At 41.7% G+C, this 18,952-nt stretch carries 23 protein-coding genes; 19 read left to right on the top strand and 4 right to left on the bottom strand.

Going from position 1 to position 18,952, the window contains the following annotated elements:
• Nucleotides 1–61: 61 nt before the first annotated feature.
• Nucleotides 62–715 (bottom strand): response regulator transcription factor, encoded by a 654-nt coding sequence (locus P1X15_RS13140; protein WP_277338587.1) that lies wholly within the window; start codon nucleotides 713–715, stop codon nucleotides 62–64.
• A gap of 189 nt (nucleotides 716–904) precedes the next feature.
• Here P1X15_RS13140 and P1X15_RS13135 point away from each other — a divergent pair, with 189 nt between their 5' ends.
• The 17 genes from P1X15_RS13135 (at nucleotide 905) to P1X15_RS13055 (ending at nucleotide 14,733) form a co-directional block, all read left to right on the top strand.
• On the top strand, nucleotides 905–1,381 hold the full coding sequence (locus P1X15_RS13135) for a MarR family winged helix-turn-helix transcriptional regulator (RefSeq protein WP_277338586.1): 477 nt from the start codon (nucleotides 905–907) through the stop codon (nucleotides 1,379–1,381).
• Between the two features lie 75 nt (nucleotides 1,382–1,456).
• Nucleotides 1,457–2,782: a TolC family protein gene (locus P1X15_RS13130; RefSeq protein ID WP_277338585.1), complete on the top strand. Its 1,326-nt coding sequence runs from the start codon at nucleotides 1,457–1,459 to the stop codon at nucleotides 2,780–2,782.
• A gap of 17 nt (nucleotides 2,783–2,799) precedes the next feature.
• Nucleotides 2,800–3,858, top strand: coding sequence for an efflux RND transporter periplasmic adaptor subunit (locus P1X15_RS13125; protein WP_277338584.1), 1,059 nt, complete (start codon nucleotides 2,800–2,802; stop codon nucleotides 3,856–3,858).
• Between the two features lie 27 nt (nucleotides 3,859–3,885).
• Nucleotides 3,886–7,005 carry an efflux RND transporter permease subunit gene (locus P1X15_RS13120; protein WP_277338583.1) on the top strand — a complete coding sequence of 1,040 codons (3,120 nt, stop codon included), beginning with the start codon at nucleotides 3,886–3,888 and terminating at the stop codon, nucleotides 7,003–7,005.
• A 260-nt stretch (nucleotides 7,006–7,265) separates the two neighbouring features.
• A complete protein-coding gene (locus tag P1X15_RS13115; protein ID WP_277338582.1) occupies nucleotides 7,266–8,690 on the top strand; it encodes a rhodanese-like domain-containing protein in 1,425 nt (474 codons plus the stop codon).
• A gap of 72 nt (nucleotides 8,691–8,762) precedes the next feature.
• Nucleotides 8,763–9,041 carry a heavy-metal-associated domain-containing protein gene (locus P1X15_RS13110; RefSeq protein WP_277338581.1) on the top strand — a complete coding sequence of 93 codons (279 nt, stop codon included), beginning with the start codon at nucleotides 8,763–8,765 and terminating at the stop codon, nucleotides 9,039–9,041.
• Between the two features lie 149 nt (nucleotides 9,042–9,190).
• Nucleotides 9,191–9,517 (top strand): rhodanese-like domain-containing protein, encoded by a 327-nt coding sequence (locus P1X15_RS13105; RefSeq protein WP_277338580.1) that lies wholly within the window; start codon nucleotides 9,191–9,193, stop codon nucleotides 9,515–9,517.
• Between the two features lie 19 nt (nucleotides 9,518–9,536).
• Complete coding sequence (locus P1X15_RS13100) at nucleotides 9,537–9,773, top strand: hypothetical protein (RefSeq protein ID WP_277338579.1); 237 nt, start codon at nucleotides 9,537–9,539, stop codon at nucleotides 9,771–9,773.
• Nucleotides 9,757–9,966, top strand: coding sequence for a hypothetical protein (locus tag P1X15_RS13095; protein WP_277338578.1), 210 nt, complete (start codon nucleotides 9,757–9,759; stop codon nucleotides 9,964–9,966). The genes P1X15_RS13100 and P1X15_RS13095 overlap by 17 nt, the downstream gene beginning before the upstream one ends.
• Before the next feature lie 29 nt (nucleotides 9,967–9,995).
• Complete coding sequence (gene trxA / locus P1X15_RS13090; protein WP_277338577.1) at nucleotides 9,996–10,313, top strand: thioredoxin; 318 nt, start codon at nucleotides 9,996–9,998, stop codon at nucleotides 10,311–10,313.
• A 70-nt stretch (nucleotides 10,314–10,383) separates the two neighbouring features.
• Nucleotides 10,384–11,001, top strand: a complete 618-nt coding sequence (locus tag P1X15_RS13085) for a Crp/Fnr family transcriptional regulator (protein WP_277338576.1) — start codon at nucleotides 10,384–10,386, stop codon at nucleotides 10,999–11,001.
• A 153-nt stretch (nucleotides 11,002–11,154) separates the two neighbouring features.
• Entirely contained in the window at nucleotides 11,155–11,361 is a 207-nt protein-coding gene (locus tag P1X15_RS13080; RefSeq protein ID WP_277338575.1) for a DUF2892 domain-containing protein, read from the top strand.
• Nucleotides 11,362–11,469: 108 nt separating this feature from the next.
• Entirely contained in the window at nucleotides 11,470–11,811 is a 342-nt protein-coding gene (locus P1X15_RS13075) for a helix-turn-helix transcriptional regulator (RefSeq protein ID WP_277338574.1), read from the top strand.
• 31 nt (nucleotides 11,812–11,842) lie between these two features.
• Nucleotides 11,843–12,877 carry an ACR3 family arsenite efflux transporter gene (arsB, locus tag P1X15_RS13070; protein WP_277338573.1) on the top strand — a complete coding sequence of 345 codons (1,035 nt, stop codon included), beginning with the start codon at nucleotides 11,843–11,845 and terminating at the stop codon, nucleotides 12,875–12,877.
• On the top strand, nucleotides 12,874–13,500 hold the full coding sequence (locus tag P1X15_RS13065) for a protein-tyrosine-phosphatase (protein ID WP_277338572.1): 627 nt from the start codon (nucleotides 12,874–12,876) through the stop codon (nucleotides 13,498–13,500). The genes arsB and P1X15_RS13065 overlap by 4 nt, the downstream gene beginning before the upstream one ends.
• Before the next feature lie 163 nt (nucleotides 13,501–13,663).
• Nucleotides 13,664–14,113 carry a DinB family protein gene (locus P1X15_RS13060; RefSeq protein ID WP_277338571.1) on the top strand — a complete coding sequence of 150 codons (450 nt, stop codon included), beginning with the start codon at nucleotides 13,664–13,666 and terminating at the stop codon, nucleotides 14,111–14,113.
• 62 nt (nucleotides 14,114–14,175) lie between these two features.
• A complete protein-coding gene (locus P1X15_RS13055) occupies nucleotides 14,176–14,733 on the top strand; it encodes a DUF3365 domain-containing protein (protein WP_277338570.1) in 558 nt (185 codons plus the stop codon).
• A gap of 243 nt (nucleotides 14,734–14,976) precedes the next feature.
• Here P1X15_RS13055 and P1X15_RS13050 read toward each other — a convergent pair whose 3' ends face one another.
• The 3 genes from P1X15_RS13050 to P1X15_RS13040 all read right to left on the bottom strand — a co-directional run bounded on the left by P1X15_RS13050 (nucleotide 14,977) and on the right by P1X15_RS13040 (nucleotide 17,401).
• Nucleotides 14,977–15,642: a DUF2911 domain-containing protein gene (locus P1X15_RS13050; RefSeq protein ID WP_277338569.1), complete on the bottom strand. Its 666-nt coding sequence runs from the start codon at nucleotides 15,640–15,642 to the stop codon at nucleotides 14,977–14,979.
• Nucleotides 15,578–15,844 carry a DUF2911 domain-containing protein gene (locus P1X15_RS13045; RefSeq protein WP_277338568.1) on the bottom strand — a complete coding sequence of 89 codons (267 nt, stop codon included), beginning with the start codon at nucleotides 15,842–15,844 and terminating at the stop codon, nucleotides 15,578–15,580. The genes P1X15_RS13050 and P1X15_RS13045 overlap by 65 nt, the downstream gene beginning before the upstream one ends.
• Before the next feature lie 822 nt (nucleotides 15,845–16,666).
• Nucleotides 16,667–17,401 (bottom strand): DUF6503 family protein, encoded by a 735-nt coding sequence (locus P1X15_RS13040; protein ID WP_277338567.1) that lies wholly within the window; start codon nucleotides 17,399–17,401, stop codon nucleotides 16,667–16,669.
• A 381-nt stretch (nucleotides 17,402–17,782) separates the two neighbouring features.
• Here P1X15_RS13040 and P1X15_RS13035 point away from each other — a divergent pair, with 381 nt between their 5' ends.
• Entirely contained in the window at nucleotides 17,783–18,355 is a 573-nt protein-coding gene (locus P1X15_RS13035; RefSeq protein WP_277338566.1) for a YeeE/YedE family protein, read from the top strand.
• A gap of 31 nt (nucleotides 18,356–18,386) precedes the next feature.
• On the top strand, nucleotides 18,387–18,887 hold the full coding sequence (locus P1X15_RS13030) for a DUF6691 family protein (RefSeq protein WP_277338565.1): 501 nt from the start codon (nucleotides 18,387–18,389) through the stop codon (nucleotides 18,885–18,887).
• Nucleotides 18,888–18,952 lie beyond the last annotated feature (65 nt).

Raw genomic sequence — 18,952 nt, 5'->3', positions numbered from 1 at the left:
TTATCTAATTCATCTTCCCTCTCATGGTTTTCCATGATATTTTCACTTAAAAATCATGATTTTAGAGGCTTAATCCATGCCGAATCGCGTATTTGACAAGCCCCACCACGTTTTTGGCATTGAGCTTCATCATCAAACTACGGCGATGTGTCTCAACGGTAGGAACACTAATGAATAAAGAGTCGGCAATTTCGGCGGTTGATTTTTCTTCCGAAATGAGTTTGAGTACTTCTACTTCGCGTGAGGTGAGGCGCTGAATCGTATCAGGGCGGGCATTGTTGAGGTCGTCGGTAGGTGATGAGGCAAGTTCATCTATTACTTCTTCGCTGTAATATTTTTTGCCGGCCATGAGGTACTTCAAGGCTTTTTCCAACTCCTCTCGGCTGGTTTTTTTTAGGATATAGCCGTTTACCCCTACTTTTACGGCTTCTCTGATATGCGTAGCGTCTTCGGCCATCGTCAGTAGCAACACTTTTACTTGGGGATAAAGATGTCTTATTTGCAGCGTAAGGTCTATTCCGGTAAGGTGTGGCATATGCAAATCTGCCACTATCAAATCAGCTTCTGGATGGAGTTCAAGAAAAGGAACAACTCGTCGACTGTCCGTGAAAGTCGCCACTACTTTTACGTTTGGAATCGACTCAAACAAATACTTAAGACCATCCATAATAATCTGATGATCATCAACAAGAACTATTTTAATAAACTGACTCATTGTACGGTAGAGTAAAGATTCATGGGTAGTAAATATAGCATATTTGAATAGAAAATGAGATATCCTCCTCCCTAACAATTTATCAAACGGTCATTCTAAATCCTCACCTCTCACCAAGCTTTTTCTTCCTTTCATAAACTTTTTCAAAAAACATTTGGTTGACATATCAACTTAATTTACTTTTGTGCCATGGATAACAACGAAGTCATATCAATCAAAGAAAAAATCTGGAACCGCTTGGGCATGTTTCTTACTTTCAACATCAATCATGTTTCTCATTTATTTGTCAGGAAAGTAAATCGAGAACTAGCGAAGTCAGGCTCGTCGTTGCAAATAGAGCAATTCCCTATTCTATTTTTAGTGAGTCATTCTACGGAAGAATCCTTGTCGCAGCAAGACATTGCCAATTTTTTACAAAAAGATAAATCTGGAATTCAGCGTTCTTTACGTACTTTGGAGCGTGATGGCTACATCAGAATCACTCCTGACTCTCAAGACCGTCGCAAAAATATCATCCAACTTACCCCCGCCGGCAAATTGACGATTGACAAAATCTCAGAAATGGCCTCTAAACTAAACGATGAAATTGTAGAGCACCTCACTCCCGAAGAAGCAAGTATGCTTTTGGCCACTTTGAAAAAAATAGCCGCACGAATTGATAATTAATTTTTTAAACAATTAGTTGACATATCTACCATTGACATATCAACATTACAAATTTTTCTTTATTTTTTACAAATCATGAAACGATTAGCAGCCTTTTTAATGATTTCATTAGCGCCGACTTTGCCCAGTATGGCACAGCAAAATTGGTCGCTCAAAGCCTGTATCGACTATGGGCTTCAACATTTCGGAACTGTACGCGTAGCCCAGTACCAAACCGAAACTGCCAATCAACAAGCTCGGCAAGCATTGGGAACCTATCTCCCTCAGGTATCAGCCACGGGCAATTTTACCGACAACCTCAAACTCCAAACTACCTTGCTTCCAGCGGGGTTTGCTGGGCCAGAGCCAACTCGTATTTCGTTGGGATCTAAGTACCAAACCAATGTCTCAGCCCAACTTACTCAAACGATTTATGACAAATCTGCCCTTTTGGGTCTGAAAGCCAACGTTCCGAATCAGAAATTGGCCGACTTGACAGTACGCCAAACGCGCGAAGAAATCATCTACAACATCGCTACTAATTACTATCAAGTCTTGATTGTACAGCAGCAGATTGATTTGCTCAAAGACAACCTCCAACGTACGCAGCAAGTCTTGAATATCTTAAAACTTCAACGCGACAATGGGGTGATTCAGCCGATTGACTATAGCAATACTGAAGTAAGTTATAACAATACGCAGTCTCAATTGTCGGTCAGCGAAAACAACCTTGCTTTTGCGCTCAATCGTCTCAAATACCAAATGGGCTTACCGCAAGAACAATCTCTCAGCATTGCCGATTCGGTGACTTCGCGCCAAATTCCCACTGTAGAGTTACCCCAATTTAACACACACAGTTTGGTAGCTTACCAAAAAGCTGTTACAAACTTGGAACTTCAAAAGCTTCAATTACAACGCATTAAGGCAGGATACCAACCTACCCTCAACTTTACCGCCAACTACGGTACTTTGGCTTTGGGTAATCAGTTTACGGATGGTTTTCGCAATTTTACAGGCTTTGGAAGTGTAGGATTAAGACTCAATATCCCCATTTTTGATGGTTTTCAGCGCGATGCCCAAGTCCAACAACAACGCCTCACTATCATGACCCAAGAAGAACAATTGAAGCTCAATATGGCCTCCTTTGGTTTGCAATTTAACAACGCCCAAACCCAACTGCAAAAAACCCAAACCAACATCCAAAACGACGACCGTAATGTAAAACTAGCGCAAGAAGTATATAACATCACCACGCTACAATACAAACAAGGCACCAAGTCGCTAACAGATTTAATTAACGCCGACAACTCCTATCGCCAGGCACAGTCAAACTATATCAATTCTCTCATCAATTTTTATCAGGCCCGTCTTGATTTAGAACAATCACAGGGCACCTTACTTACATTTTATAACCAACTCTAAGCAATCCAGCCAAAGCAATGAAAAAGACATCGCTTATTGTGATAGTGTCAGTATTAGCCATTGTCACTTTTATCGCCTTTAAATTGATGGGCAACAAACAAAAAATTGATGCTCAAAATCAACTACCTACTACCAATGTCAATACCCCCATTCCCGTGACAGTCAGCCGTGTAGAAGAAGGAACCCTAACCCAGCAACTTGTCAAAACCGGCAATCTTATTCCTTTTAGAGAAGCAAGTATCACCGCTACTACCGCAGGGCGCGTTACCAATGTCAACTTTGATTTGGGGTCGCAAGTAAACCAAGGCGCTGTTTTGGTTCAATTGGATAATAAACTCAAAGAGTTGTCACTCGAATCCACTCAGTTGACCATCAACAAATTGAAAAAGGATGTAGAACGCTACAACAACCTATTGGCCGGTAACGCTACCACCGAACTTCAGGTCAACGAAGTAAAATACAACTACGAAAATGCCCTCAATCAAGCAGAGCAAATCAAAAAGCAGCTCCTTGACGCCAATGTAAAAGCGCCGATTAGCGGCAAAATTGTCAAGAAAGATATCGAACCGGGAGAGTTTATCAATGCAGGTGCGGTATTAGGTACAGTGCTAGACGTGGCTCGCCTCAAAGTGCAAGTATTGGTCAATGAAAGCGATGTGTATCAACTGCATTTGGGGCAGTCGGTCAATATCACCACCGATGTAATGCCCGGCAAAACGCTCTCTGGTAAGATTTCTTACATCGCTCCCCAAGGAACTACCGAGCATAACTATCCTGTCGAAATCACCGTTGCCAACCCTAGTGGTCTCAAAGCAGGGACTTTTGTAAACGTAGATTTTTCTCAAAAATCAAATCAAAAAGCCCTGCAAATTCCACGTTTGGCATTGGTCGAAAGTCTCAAAAACCCCTATGTATATGTGATTGACAACAATATAGCCAAACAACGCGTCATTAAAATTGGCAGAGAACTAGGTGATAAAATAGAAGTACTTGGCGGCCTAGCTGCCGGCGATGTAGTAGTAGTAACTGGTCAGCTCAACCTCAGCGAAGGCAAGCCCGTACAGATTACGAAATAAAATACAGTCATCAAAATATTAACAACCATGTCAATTACCGAAATAGCAATCAAACGGCCACTGCTCGTCACAACGGTGTTTATTGTCTTGGCTTTGTTTGGAATATTGGGTTATCAACAACTATCGTATAACTTACTACCCAAGTTTGAAGCCAACGTCATCAGTGTAGCCACTACCTACATCGGAGCCTCAGCAGATGAAGTAGAAACCAATGTCACCAAACGCATCGAAGACGCACTTTCATCGCTCGAAGGTCTCGACCGCATGACCTCCATTTCACAACAAGGTGTATCTATCGTAACCATTCAGTTGAAAAATGGTATCAATACCACTTTAGCACAGCAAGATGCCCAACGTAAAGTAGAGCAAATCATCAACTCTCTTCCCGACGAAGCCGACCGCCCCATTATCAATAAGTTTTCGACAGACGAACTACCTGTATTACGGATGGGCGTTACCGCCGATTTGTCTCCTACCGAACTATATGACCTCATCGACGATGAACTCAAACCCCAGCTGTCGAATGTGCCTGGCGTAGGTCAAGTCAATGTGATCGGGGGCAACGAGCGCCAAATCCAAGTCAATGTCAGCAGCGAAAAGCTACGGGCGTACGGGGTGTCGATTGTGCAGGTATCACAAGCCATCAACAACGCCAATACGAGTTATCCTGCGGGTCAGCTCGAAACCCGCAATTCACAATATTCTATCCGATTTGATGCAACCCTCGAAACCACTAATCGGATGCGCAACTTGGTGGTGGCTCGCCGCGCCGATGGCAGTGAGGTCTTGCTCAAAAACGTAGCCGAAGTAGTAGATGCTACTGCCAAACCTACGGCTATCAACCACATCAATGCCAAGCCTTCGATTGGGATTCAAATTCTCAAGCAATCTGACGCCAATGCCGTGTCGGTGAGTGAGTTGGTACAGAAAAAAATTACCACTCTTGAAACACAACATGGCAACAAACATCTCAAATTCACCATTGCTTCCGACCAATCGGTCTATACCTTGGCATCGGCACACGCGGTAGTAGATGATTTGTTTTTGGCAATTCTCATCGTATCGGTCGTAATGCTAATGTTTTTACATAGTTTCCGTTCGTCGTTGTTTGTGTTGGTGGCATTGCCTTCTTCTATTTTACCCACATTTTTACTGATGTATTTGGCGGGTTTTTCGCTTAATCTCATGACCTTAATGGCACTTTCGCTGGTTGTAGGGATTTTGGTCGATGACTCGATTGTAGTTTTGGAAAACATCAACCGCCACCTCGAAATGGGCAAAGATAAACGAACTGCCGCCCTCGACGGTCGAAACGAAATCGGTTTTACCGCCTTAGCAATCACCCTAGTCGATATCGTAGTATTTGTTCCGTTGGCTATGACGGGCGGACTTATCGGGAACATTCTCAGGGAGTTCTCGCTGGTTGTAGTATTTTCTACCATGATGAGTTTGGTGGTTTCATTTACCCTTACGCCACTGCTAATATCACGTTTTGGAAAACTAGAAACTCTCTCATCCAACACTTTATGGGGCAAGCTCAACCTCGGATTTGAGCGATTCCTCGATCGTGTCATCGCCGTCTATAGCCAATATCTGACATGGGTACTGGGTCACAAACGTTGGATGTATTTAGGTGTTTTGGCACTATTTATTGGTTCTGTTGCGCTAGTGCCGGCAGGATTTATCGGCGCAGCCTTTATGCCCAAAAGCGACCTTAGCGAAATGAGCATTCAGCTCGAACTAGCACCTACGGCTTCTATTTATCAAACCAATACGATAGCCCAACAAGCCGAGCAAATCATCCTGAAACACCCTGAGGTAACTAATGTTTTTACCAATGTAGGTTATACAAGTAGTGGCTTGGCAACATCCTCAAATAGCAACGTCGCCGATATCAATATCAAGCTTATTGACAAAAAACTAAGAACAACCTCTACTGATGATTTTGGCCAAATCTTCAAGAAAGAAGTAAGTCAGATTCCAGGCGTGAAAGTGACAGTCAGTCCGGCTAGTATAGTCGGAAGTGCCCAAGCACCTATACAGATTGCAGTCAAAGGGACAAGTCTAGAAACCATCCGCAAATCAGCCGCTCAGGTACTCCAAGTAGTACAATCGGTAGCGGGTACTCAAGATGTAAAATATTCGGTCAAAGACCCCAAACCTGAGATTACGGTTCAGCTTGACCGTGAGAAAATGGCGCAATTGGGCATTAGTGCCTCTGATGTCGGAATGGCTTTACAAAACTCCTTCCGTGGCAACGACCGCTCTAAATTCAAACAAAATGGTAACGAGTATGACATTTTGATTAGTCTCGACCAATTTGACCGCAGTAGTCTGCAAGATGTGAGTCACTTATTGTTTGTGAACAATCAAGGCAAATCGTTTGAGCTATCGCAATTTGCCAAGGTACAAGAGCAAATTGGGGAGAGCGTACTCGAACGTATCGACCGTCTGTCTTCTATCACCGTCAACGCCCAAGTCGTGGGGAGACCCGTAGGTACAGTAGGTGCTGATATTCAGAAAAAAATGGCTGATGTAAAACTTCCAGAGGGAGTCTCGGTCCAATATCTCGGCCAAATGCAACAGCAATCTGACGCTTTCGGAAGTTTGGGATTGGCCTTAGGAATTGCGATTTTGTTGGTTTATTTCGTAATGGTGGCGCTTTACGAGAGCGTTATTTACCCGTTTGTCGTTTTGTTTTCGATTCCGGTAGCGTTGATTGGCGCTTTGCTTGCCTTGGCACTTACCATGGAAAGCCTGACTGTTTTTTCGATTGTAGGGATGATTATGCTCCTTGGTTTGGTTGCCAAAAACGCGATTTTGATTGTTGACTTTACCAATCACCTCAAAGAACAAGGACACGACGTGATTCATGCCCTTATTGAAGCTGGAAAAGAGCGGATGCGCCCTATCCTCATGACTACCCTTGCCATGGTGTTTGGGATGCTACCGATTGCATTGGCTAGTGGTGCCAGTGCCGAAACCAAAAATGGTATGGCATGGGTCATCATTGGAGGTTTGACGAGTTCATTGGTACTTACTTTGTTTGTGGTACCTGCTACTTATCTTATCGTAGACCGCCTCAAAGATAGATTTAGTGGTAAAGGCAAAAAGCCAAAAAAAATGGAACTAGCTGACGTAGCCTGATATTATATATTCACCCATTTTTAGTAAAATTTATTTCAATCAGAAAAATAAGAGCTGCTTATGGCAGCTCTCATTTTCTTTAGCCTCATTCATGGGGATTTACTTCGAATACCTTTCCGTCAAAATCGGAACTTTCTTTTCTTCGCTTGCCTTTTTATCAAAGAGTCTTTTTGTTTTTTGCCGAACGTGACAAATATCACTTTCAGACTTTTCAAAAAAACCGTCATTTGTATTGACAAACACTCATTTTCTCTGCAAACATGAAAATCGAACAAATTTACACGGGTTGCCTCGCCCAAGGTGCCTATTATATTGAAAGTGAAGGCGAAGCGGCGGTCATCGACCCCCTTAGAGAAGTAAGTCCTTATATCGAAAAAGCCAATAAAAATGGGGCTAAAATCAAATATGTTTTTGAGACGCACTTCCATGCCGATTTTGTGTCTGGCCATTTGGATTTGTCCCAAAAAACAGGAGCACCTATTGTCTATGGTCCCAATGCCCAAACCGGCTTTGAAGCGCATATTGCTACTGATGGGGAGCTTTTTAAAATAGGAAATCTCACTATAAAAGTATTGCATACACCTGGACATACCATGGAATCGACCTGCTATTTACTCCTCGACAAACAGGGTAAAGAAAAGGCGCTTTTTAGTGGAGACACGCTTTTTATTGGAGATGTAGGTCGGCCCGATTTGGCCCAAAAGTCTGACTTAACCGTCGATGACTTGGCAGGGTACTTGTATGATTCACTGCGCGAGAAAATCATGACATTGCCCGACGAGGTGATTGTTTATCCTGCTCACGGAGCGGGTTCGGCCTGCGGTAAAAACATGAGCAAAGAAACCACCGATACCCTCGGCAATCAAAAGAAATTTAACTACGCACTTCGTGCCAACATGAGCAAGGAGGAGTTTATCAAAGAAGTAACCGACGGCCTCGCCAAGCCGCCTCAGTACTTTCCTCAAAATGTAATGATGAACAAAGAAGGCTATGAAAGTATAGACGTGGTCATGAAAAGAGCGGCTCAGGCTCTAAGCCCTGCGGCGTTTGAAGCAGCAGCCAACGAAACAGGCGCAGTGGTATTGGATACACGCCCTGCCCAAGTTTTCAATAAAGGCTTCATTCCCAATTCTATCAATATTGGTTTGGGTGGGCAGTTTGCCCCTTGGGTAGGTGCCTTGATTCCGGATGTAAAACAAGAATTATTGTTGGTCACCGAAACAGGCCAAGAACAAGAGACGATTCTCCGACTCGCACGCGTAGGGTATGACAACGTCATTGGGTATTTGGAAGGAGGATTTAATACGTGGGTCAATGCCAACAACGAAATAGATAGTATCACGTCTATTCCTGCCAACGAACTAGCGGATGTACTCGACAATCAACCCGACGCTCTCATTATTGACGTTCGCAAACCAAGCGAATTCGCAGCGGAACATGTGGACGGTGCCAAAAATCTGCCTTTAGATTATATCAGCGAATTAATGGCCGAGTTTCCTAAAGACCAAACGATGTATATTCATTGCGCTGGTGGATACCGGTCTATGATGGCGGCCTCTATTTTGAAATCACGTGGCTATGACAATCTGGTAGATATTGATGGGGGTTTTGGGGCTATTCAAAAATCGGGGCGTTTCAAAACCACCGATTATGTATGTCCAAGTACGCTTAAAAACCAAAAATGACTTTTGTCAGGGTAATTATCCTTTTTTAGAAACACATTTGAGAAAAACTAAACAACCCCTTTCTGGACGATTATGAAAACAGAAACTATTTTAGTAGAAAATATCAAATGTGGAGGATGTATGAATAGCATCAAACAACGTCTTTTGGGCCTTACAGGGGTGCTTTCTATCAACATCAACAAAGACGAGTCACGCGTTACAATCGACCATACAGGTAGCCTCAAGCGTCAGGTTTTCGTCAAGGAATTGACTCACATGGGCTATCCCGAAGTAGGTAGTGAAAATAGCTTGTTGACCCAAGCCAAATCGTATGTAAGCTGCGCCGTAGGAAGGCTATCTGAAGAAAATTAAATATTAAAGGGTTTAGGTTTAATAGAAATCCACGGTCAAAATTTGAGCCGTGGATTTTTTGTTTTGTACAAAGCTAATGTAACAAATATCACTGTAAACGCTAAACGGATTGATGACCTTTGTTTCATCACATCAAAACACATACCATCATGTTTAGCTTTTTCAAAACCAAGAAAAATTATCAAAACGTAAACGCTGAAACCTTTAAACAACTCCTCACCGATACGTCCCAAGCCGTTGTTATCGATGTTCGGACTCCCGCCGAAGTTCGCTCTGGTGCTCTCAAAGGAGCTATTAATATCGACTTAATGAGCGTAGATTTTCAACAAAAAATTGAGAAATTGGACAAAAACAAAACTTATTTTGTTTATTGTCGTAGTGGCAATCGCAGCGGTCAAGCCTGCAACATCATGGGCAACGCTGGCTTTGAGCATCTTTACAACTTAGCGGGCGGTATCATGAGCTGGCCTTACTAACCTTAAAAACAATCAGAGGATGAGCACTGTTCTTAAAAACTGGGATTTTATGCGCCTACTCCGTATGAGTATGGGGCTATGGTTGATTTATTCTGCTTTTGTCGACCGTCAACCTCTTTTTGGGCTTCTGGGAGGACTTTTTGCCTTACAAGCACTTTTCAATGTCGGTTGCGGATTGGGCGGCTGTGCTACTCCTAGCGTGCGCCGTCCTACTACACATACTATAGAAGAAACACATTATGAAGAAGTTAAGTAACATCCCTTGGGGCTGGATTGGGGCTTTTTTGGGCGCATTAGGCGGTTTTTTGTATTGGAAAGAAATCGGCTGTGTCACAGGCACTTGCCCCCTCAAATCGCAATGGCAAACCATGGTCCCGTACGGAGCCTTGTTAGGGTATTTTGGGGGAGGTATCTTGAAAGATATCAGTACACCCAAGTCCGACGCTTAATAAACACCTTTTAAACACAACCAAAAGTCATGGAAAAGAAAGAAAGTTTTAATGATATCATTCAGGGGGATACCCCTGTTTTAGTAGATTTTTTTGCCGAATGGTGCGGCCCTTGCAAAATGATGTCGCCTATTCTTAAAGATTTTGCGGCGCAAATGGGCGACCGCGTGCGTGTTATCAAAATCGATGTTGACAAAAACCCCGCCGCTTCCCAAAGCTACCGAATTCAGGGAGTTCCTACGCTGATTTTGTTTCAAAATGGCAAGATTCTTTGGCGACAGTCAGGCGTGGTACAGAAAAAACAACTTGAGCAAATCATAAATCAATTAGCAACCAAAGCGTATTAATTTTTTTTAGAAAAACCGCAGTGGTAGAGCGATGCTCTGTATAGGCATGGCGGTTTGTTTTACTCAATCAATGATACTCCCCGCTCACTTTCATCTTTTTCCCGAAAACCTTCGCCAAGAAATGCTCCAAAAGGGTATCTCTAAAACGATTCCTGAGAGTATCGAAATTTTACGGGAAGGCCAATATATTCAGGCTGTTCCGATTGTATTGAAAGGACTCGTGAAAGTAATCATGCGGCACGATGAGCGGGAATTTTTACTTTATTATATTCATCCCAACGAAAGCTGCATTATGTCTTTTTTTGGGGTAATTCAGGAAGAATCTAGCAAAATAGTAGCTATCACCGAAAGCGAGACTGAGCTACTATTGCTTCCTTCCGATTGGGTTAGGACGTGGTCGAGACAATATCCTGAATTCAACGTTTTTTTTCATCTTCTCAACAATCTACGCTACACCGACTTATTGCAGACCATCAACGCCCTGCTGTTTGATAATCTCGACAATCGTATTCTTCATTTTTTACGTGAAAAAGCACGGTTGCAAGCCAATCCTTTTCTTAAAATTCGACACCGCGAAATCGCCGATGCTATGGGTACTTCTCGCGAAGTGGTGAGTCGAGTCACTAAAAAACTCGAAAATGAGAAAAAAATAGCCCAATATCCCGACGGAATAGAAGTACGGCTGTAACTAATGTTACTGACTTGAAGGTGTGTGGGTGTGCATCTTTACTGCATGAAATCAAAACTCGCCAAAATCATCCTAGTATGCTTCATTTGCGCACTTCTGATGACGGTTTTGTATTTCATCATTGAAAGATTCACTACATAAACACATACCAACATGAAACCTAACATGGGCGGCATCGACCGCGGCATTCGTCTTATTGTGGCAGCTATCGCCGTCATATTGTATTTTACGGGTACACTTACGGGTACTCTTGGCATCATCGCGCTAGTGGTAGCCGGAATTTTTACGCTTACAAGTATCGTTAGTTTTTGCCCTCTCTACGCACTTTTTGGCTTGAATACTTGCCCCGTAAAGCAATAATTGTTCGACGCTTCTTTTTGATAACAAGGCAGTTTTTCTGTTGAAAGAAAACTGCCTTTTTTTTATTGAAACAATTCATCGTATATTTGCGATATAAAATCAATTATCATGGCTATCAATCGAAAAATGGATTTTCAAGCCGACGAAATCGCTCTTGCTGATTTTGCAAAGGCTATTTCTCACCCCGCACGCATTGCAATTTTGAAAATACTAGCCCAACACAAAAGCTGCATCTGTGGCGAAATCGTGGAAGGTTTGCCACTTGCCCAAGCTACTGTTTCGCAGCATCTCAAAGAATTAAAAGCTATCGGCCTTATCAAAGGCACTATCGAAGGCAAAACTTCCTGTTATTGTATTGATTGGGGCGTTTTTAACCAATTTGTAGCTCACTTTGGAATTTTTGCCGACTTGTCCAAAAACGCTAGCTGTCAATCACAATCTTGCTGTTAAGTCTTTTTTCTTAAAAACTTGTAACAATAATATGCAACAAAAAAAACTCTCATTTTTAGATAGATATCTTACGCTCTGGATTTTTCTTGCGATGATTTTAGGCATAGGTATTGGCTACTTTTTTCCCGAAGCTGAAGCTTTCATCAATCGTTTCAACATAGGTACTACCAACGTACCATTGGCGATAGGCCTTATTTTGATGATGTATCCCCCCTTGGCAAAAGTCCGCTATGAAGAACTTCCCAAGGTATTTTCGAATATCAAAATTCTGCTATTATCGCTCCTACAAAACTGGATTATCGGCCCGTTGCTCATGTTTGGATTAGCCGTTATCTTTTTGCCAGACAAACCCGAATACATGACAGGCCTCATTATGATTGGCATTGCGCGGTGCATTGCGATGGTGCTTGTCTGGAACGACCTTGCCAATGGCGACCGTCTCTATGCGGCGGGTTTGGTAGCTTTCAATAGTATCTTTCAAGTGCTTTTTTACTCCGTATACGCTTGGGTTTTTATTACGGTACTCCCACCTTTTTTTGGTCTCAAAGGCTATGAAGTCCAAATTACAATCAGAGAAGTTGCCCAAAGCGTTTTTATTTATTTGGGTATTCCGTTTGTGTTAGGTGTGATTTCTCGCTATGGTCTTACAGCCCTAAAAGGCCGTGAATGGTTTGAAAAGGTATATCTACCCACAATCAGCCCTCTTACCCTGATAGCATTACTGCTCACCATCATTGTCATGTTTAGTCTCAAAGGACAGTTGATTGTGCAGATTCCGCTTGATGTAATTCGGATTGCCATTCCGCTTACTTTTTACTTTGCGATTATGTTTATGTCTGCTTTTTATCTTTCAAAAAAAGCAGGTACCAACTATGCCAAGTCTACCTCATTGGCTTTCACCGCCGCTGGCAACAATTTCGAATTAGGTATTGCGGTTGCTATTGCCGTTTTTGGCATCAACTCAGGGGCGGCTTTTGCGGCTGTAGTTGGTCCTTTGATTGAAGTCCCCGTCTTAATTTTATTTGTCAACTACGCACTCAAACAAACCCATAAATTTCAACCATGATTTCCGAAGTCAAACTCTATTTTGAAGCACTAGACCTCCGTGAGGTGTCGGCGGAGCGCCAAGCTATATTGCAGCCACTTGCCCAGTATATTGCCACCAAAATACAAGCCCAACAACCTATCAATCTGACGTTTATCTGTACTCACAATTCCCGACGTAGTCATTTAGGACAAGTATGGGCGCAGGTAGCAGCAGTGTATTTTGGAATCAAAAACGTGTCTTCTTTTTCGGGAGGTACCGAAGCTACCGCTTGCAACTACCGTACTATCGCAGCTTTTGAGCGAGCAGGATTAAAAATCATCAAAACCACCGAAAACCAAAACCCTGTCTACGAAATCCGATTTGATGAGTCGGTGCCCCCTATCCTAGCCTTTTCCAAAGTCTATGACCAAACTCCCAATCCTAGTCGTGGTTTTGCTGCTATTATGACCTGCGACCATGCCGAGGCCAATTGTCCTTTTATTCCCGGCGCCGAAAAACGCCTCCCTATCATGTACATAGACCCCAAAATGGCGGATGATACACCAGAAGAAACCGCCACCTACGACGACCGTTGTCGGCAGATTGCAAGTGAGATGAAATGGGTATTTCAGCAAGTAAATGTGACTAATATCACTGTTTAATTCCGAAACGAGCTGCACTTTTGGGGTATCAATTCAATAATTTAAAATTATGGCAGCTTTTTTCTTCACCCTTGTTATGCTTCACCTCGTTGCGGGGTTTGGATGGGTACTTTACAAAATCGCATTTCAAAAGAATGAAACTAAATAAAGCAGTTTTTCGGCAATGACCACTGATCTATTGTTCCAACATTGGGCTGAAGCCCGGACTCGTTTTTCAAATCAATTGAAAAATATATCAGAAACAGACCTCCCAAAAAAATTGGGCAACAGCCCCAATAGCGTGGGATTTTTGATTCGTCACATTGCTGATGTTGAATTACTTTTTAGCAAAAATGTGTTTGGACAAAGCGATTTAAAAGTATCAGCCAAAACCGTAATTGCCCAAAAAGATACAGGCGAATGGATCCAATTAGCAGCATTGTTGACTTATCAGGAAGAAGCTTTTGAAAGTTTAAAGAAAGCTATTTTGAGCCAAACAGATTCCGATTGGCAAACGACAGTAACTACCAAAGAGTTTGGAACTAAGACAAAAGCCGAAGCACTTGGAAGAATTGTGTCTCATACTGCTTATCATGCTGGTCAATTAGCCCTTGCCTTGAAGTATGGAACCTGAATCTTTCCTCCATACTCAGATATAAATTATTATTTTTACCAAAATACAAGCCCTTACTATCCATGAAACCATTCTTTATCGGCCTTTTTCTCCTTGGGGTGGTTATTTTAAACACTGCACTGAAACCCTCCCCCACTCAATCCCTAAACTATCGACATCTAGGTGATTCGCTTAGTCTGAAAGCCCAACAGACTTTGCTTTCCAACTTATTAGGTGCTATTGAGAAAGGCGGCACTGCTTATGCGGTCGATTTTTGCCACGAAAACGCAAGTCCGCTTACCAATTCTGTCTCATCCCAAGCAAAAATCCAAAGGGTATCGGCCCGAAACCGAAACCCTGATAATGCCACTACGATTTTTGACAAAAAAATACTTGATGTTTTTGAAGGCAATGCCCCACTAAAAGACACTTTGGTGGCCATCCCAAAAGGCTATGTGTATTATAAGCCTATCCGCATCGGGATGTCCACTTGCCTCCAATGCCACGGTCAGCCTAAAAAAGATATTGAAGCAGCTACGGCCAAAACCATCCAGAAAAAATACCGATTCGACAAAGCTACCGGCTACCAGATGGGGCAACTAAGGGGCGCTTGGAAACTTACTTTTTTGGTAGATAAATAAACACCGAACTACATTTCGGGACGGCTAAGGTAGAGCGTCTCCGACGCATAATATAGCAATAGCGTCAGAGACGCAATGCCAAATTTTGCCCCAAATCATAATTTGGGGCAAGCCAAGCCTCGTCCCGAACTATGTTTCGGCACGGCTAAGGTATTGCGCCTCCGACGCATACTATTAGTAATAGCGTCAGAGACGCAATGCCAAATTTTGCCCCAAATCATAATTTGGGGCAAGCCTTTTTTTTCACTTTAAAAGCTGTTTTTTGAAAGACTCAATTCTTTTCTTCAAGGTATCATTGCTTTGAAGCTTGATTTTTTCAGTCCAATCAGTCCGTTTTTGATTGGCTTCAATAGCGAGATTAGAGACATCGATGGCTTGCTGGTATTTTTTTTGTTTCTCTAAAATATCAATTTTTTGCCTGTAATACCACGCTTCATTACTTTTAGCCAAAGCTTTATCGATGAGTAAAAGAGCCTTATCTAAATCTTTATTTAAATAATAATAATATTCCGCAGCAGTAGCATATTCTTCCGAATTGGAGGATTTATCGGTCAACAAATTTCTCTCAATAAATTCTTTTGAATCTTTATCTATTTGAGTATCTACTTTAAATGAAACTTGTGTATTTTCCCATGAAATATAAACATTTGCATTGTTTGGAACTACATCAATATCAAAAGTAAGTGATTCATAAAATCGATTTGAAAAGTGAGGATGTGTTTCAAACACAATAACATTTTTTTGAGCATTATAATTAGAAATTCCATATAACAATGTGTCGCTATTTATCATTATTTTCCATTTATTTTTACTCGGAATAGATAAAACAGAATAGACTCCCCTATCAATTTTTTTTATTATTAACAATAACAGGTTTACTAAAAACAATTTTAGTACAATTTCCTGCACCTGTTCGCCATAATTTATTGTAAGGCACTAATCCACCAAATACTTTTCGGCCTCTAGATGCAGGTCTTTCATAAGATATAGAAATGGTAGTTGATCCAATCTTCTGTAAAACAAACCCTTTGGGACTTAATTCAGGAAAAGAACTCTGCGAAAAAGCAGCGTAATTTAATGCTATAAGAAGCACTGAAAAACAAATCTTCATTTTATTTTTTTAAATTTTTAATCTAATACTACTCTAAGAGTACAATTATTTTTGAAGTCAGCAATTGTTTTTCCATTGTACCTATACACGCCTCCGGCCCCAAACCATATACTTCCGTCTTTAGCTTCTAAAAGCCCCAAAAGCATTCCTAATTCTGGCTTTACGATAGGCTTGGGGATAAGCAATGACTTTTCCTCATAACGAGAAAGTGCCCAATTGCCTCCATTAGCACTGACCTAACTAGTCCCAACATTTCCTTTTTTATCTTCGATGATATAACCCACAAAATTTTGAATAAAATTGGTACAAGTACGGCTATCGTAGCGCCACAATCCATCATTTCCTCCAAATCAAATATTACCCTCAGTAAATAAGCGTATTTTTTTCATTATCACTCAAGCATTTCCACAAACATATTAATTTTTGAGTTGGCTGTTTGCTAAAGGCTTGTAAAAGAATGTTAATGAAATGTAAAAGTTGTTTTTCTAACTACGATTGTCTATTCATAACTATTTGTTGCTTTTGCGTCAGAGACGCAATGCCAAATTTCGCCCCAAATCATAATTTGGGGCAAGCCTCGCCTCGTCCCGAACTGTGTTTCGGCACGGCTAAGGTCTAGCGTCTCCGACGCATACTATAGCAATAGCGTCAGAGACGCAATGCCAAATTTCGCCCCAAATCATAATTTGGGGCAAGCCAAGCCTCGTCCCGAACTATGTTTCGGCACGGCTAAGGTATTGCGTCTCCGACGCATACTATTAGCAACAGCGTCAGAGACGCTGTACCAGATTTTGCCCCAAATCATAATTTGGGCCAAGCTATCTATTTATTAGAAACGTAATTTGTTTGTTCTATTTTAGATAGAAGCTTCGACTTACCTTCTATAAAAGCCTTGTCGTAATCAGAAGTAGAGATTGTTGTGTCTAAAATCTCATAATTTTCATAATCCTGAAATACGATTCCTCCTACGGTTTCGCGCTTGGTGGCTTTTCGAAAACGTGGCCCTCCATTGGCATAAGACAAATAATCTAAGGTATGCTTGGTCTGATGAATCCAATAACAAAACTCATCTTCATGGTCTTTGCCTCCACCTTCTTTATCAAAAGTCACTTTGATTTTGTCATATTTTTGGCCTTCTAGCGTAGCTTCTCCTACATAGGCGAGGTTGACGGCAGGCTCTGAAAGCTTGTAAGGCAGCAATACAAAGTAAGCAATAGAGTTGATGCCCTCACGATACTTGTCGGTATCTTTTGGCGAAAGTGCTTGTGGCTTTCCGTTCATAGTACGTACAAAAGAATCATTTGTCAGAACGTCTTTGTAGGTATTGTTGAGGGTATCGGTGGTTTGTCGTTCGTAGCTAAATTTTCCCTGCGATTGTGTAAGACGCACTTTAAACTGTCGGAAGTCAAATGAGACATCAAAATCTTGATAATGTGCCCCTCCGTGCGTTTCGATACATTCTTTAATGATTTTCTCAGCCTTTGCATCGTTCGTTTTGGACTCTTGACAAGCCCAGCATGCACCTAATAAAACAATAGCGATAATTGACCTTAGCATAAAAGAGTTTTTTGGGATAAGACAAACTAGGTTTTTGAAAACAATGATTGAAAAATAGTAAAGTTTTAGCTCAATGTAACAATTGTCACGGAGATAGGTGGCAGTCCACCCTAATTTTGTAGCCAACAATCGGCTTTATGCAATCAGTAGCAAAAGCTCAGAGTACAGTTATTGTAAACTCAATTTTCAGGATTATCAGGAAAAAATAAATAAAATACAAAATCAATATATTAAATATAAACTTCTTTAGTAGAAGAAAATGTTATTACATATATTTACTCACAAGTTCCCTAAATAGCTAGTAAATCAAAACGTTAGGTCGCATTTAGATTTCATCATCAATCGTTTTATTTTGATCATAATCCCAATTCTCAAAAAGCAATGGAAATCATTGAACTCATCAAAAAACCTTGGCCGTGGTATGTAGCAGGGCCGTTGATTGGACTTACAGTACCCACCCTACTCTTGATTGGCAACAAATCTTTCGGTATTTCCTCCTCACTTCGCCACATCTGTGCGGCCTGTATGCCTGCCAATATTTCCTTTTTCAAATACGACTGGAAAAAAGAAATCTGGAACCTTGTGTTTGTGTTGGGAGTGTTGATTGGCGGTTTCCTAGCCACTACTTTTTTGGCCAATCCCGACAGTATCGTCATTTCTGAAAGCACTATTTCGGACTTAAAAGCGCTCGGTATTCAGGATTTTTCGGGATTGATGCCGGCTGATATTTTTGCTACTGCCAATATCCTTTCCTTAAAAGGGCTTATCTTCTTTGTTATTGGTGGGTTTATGGTAGGTTTTGGTACACGTTGGGCAGGAGGCTGTACTTCGGGGCACGCTATCATGGGCTTGTCTAACTTACAAGTTCCCTCATTGATTGCGACCTGCTGCTTTATGGTAGGCGGTTTTGCAATGACTCACTTATTGATGCCTTATATTTTCAAGCTCTTTTAAAAACATCCACCCACTTCAAATTACTACAACAATGGCAAATTCACAAGATACCATCACCTATACACAAGTGGAGGAGTTTGTATGCGACTCTCCCAACGATATGAAAAAAAGCGAAAGCGTACTGAGCAACCTCAAATACCTCATTGTGGGGATTATGTTCGGAATCGTTTTTGTAAAAGCTGAGATTATCTCTTGGTTTCGGATTCAGGAGATGTTTCGTCTGCACAGCTTCCATATGTATGGCGTCATTGGCTCGGCAGTAGTAGTAGGTATGCTTTCCGTATTTATTATCAAGAAATTTAATATCAAGACTATTTCTGGCGAAACGGTACAGTTTCACCCCAAAAAATTCCAAAGAGGTCAAATTTATGGGGGACTTATCTTTGGTCTAGGTTGGGCCATCACAGGCGCCTGTCCAGGGCCATTGTTTGCCCAAATCGGGAGTGGTTTTGTGGCCGTACTATTAACACTCTTGAGCGCCATTGCTGGAACCTGGGTTTATGGGTATTTCCGCGACAGGCTTCCTAATTAATTTCCTATCAATGAAGCATAGCGGTTCTAGTCATCTATGCTTCATTTCTCTACCTCAAACAGCTA

This window comes from Runella sp. MFBS21 (genome assembly GCF_029433105.1).
Classification (GTDB): domain Bacteria; phylum Bacteroidota; class Bacteroidia; order Cytophagales; family Spirosomataceae; genus Runella.
This window is presented reverse-complemented; position numbering and strand designations above follow the sequence as displayed.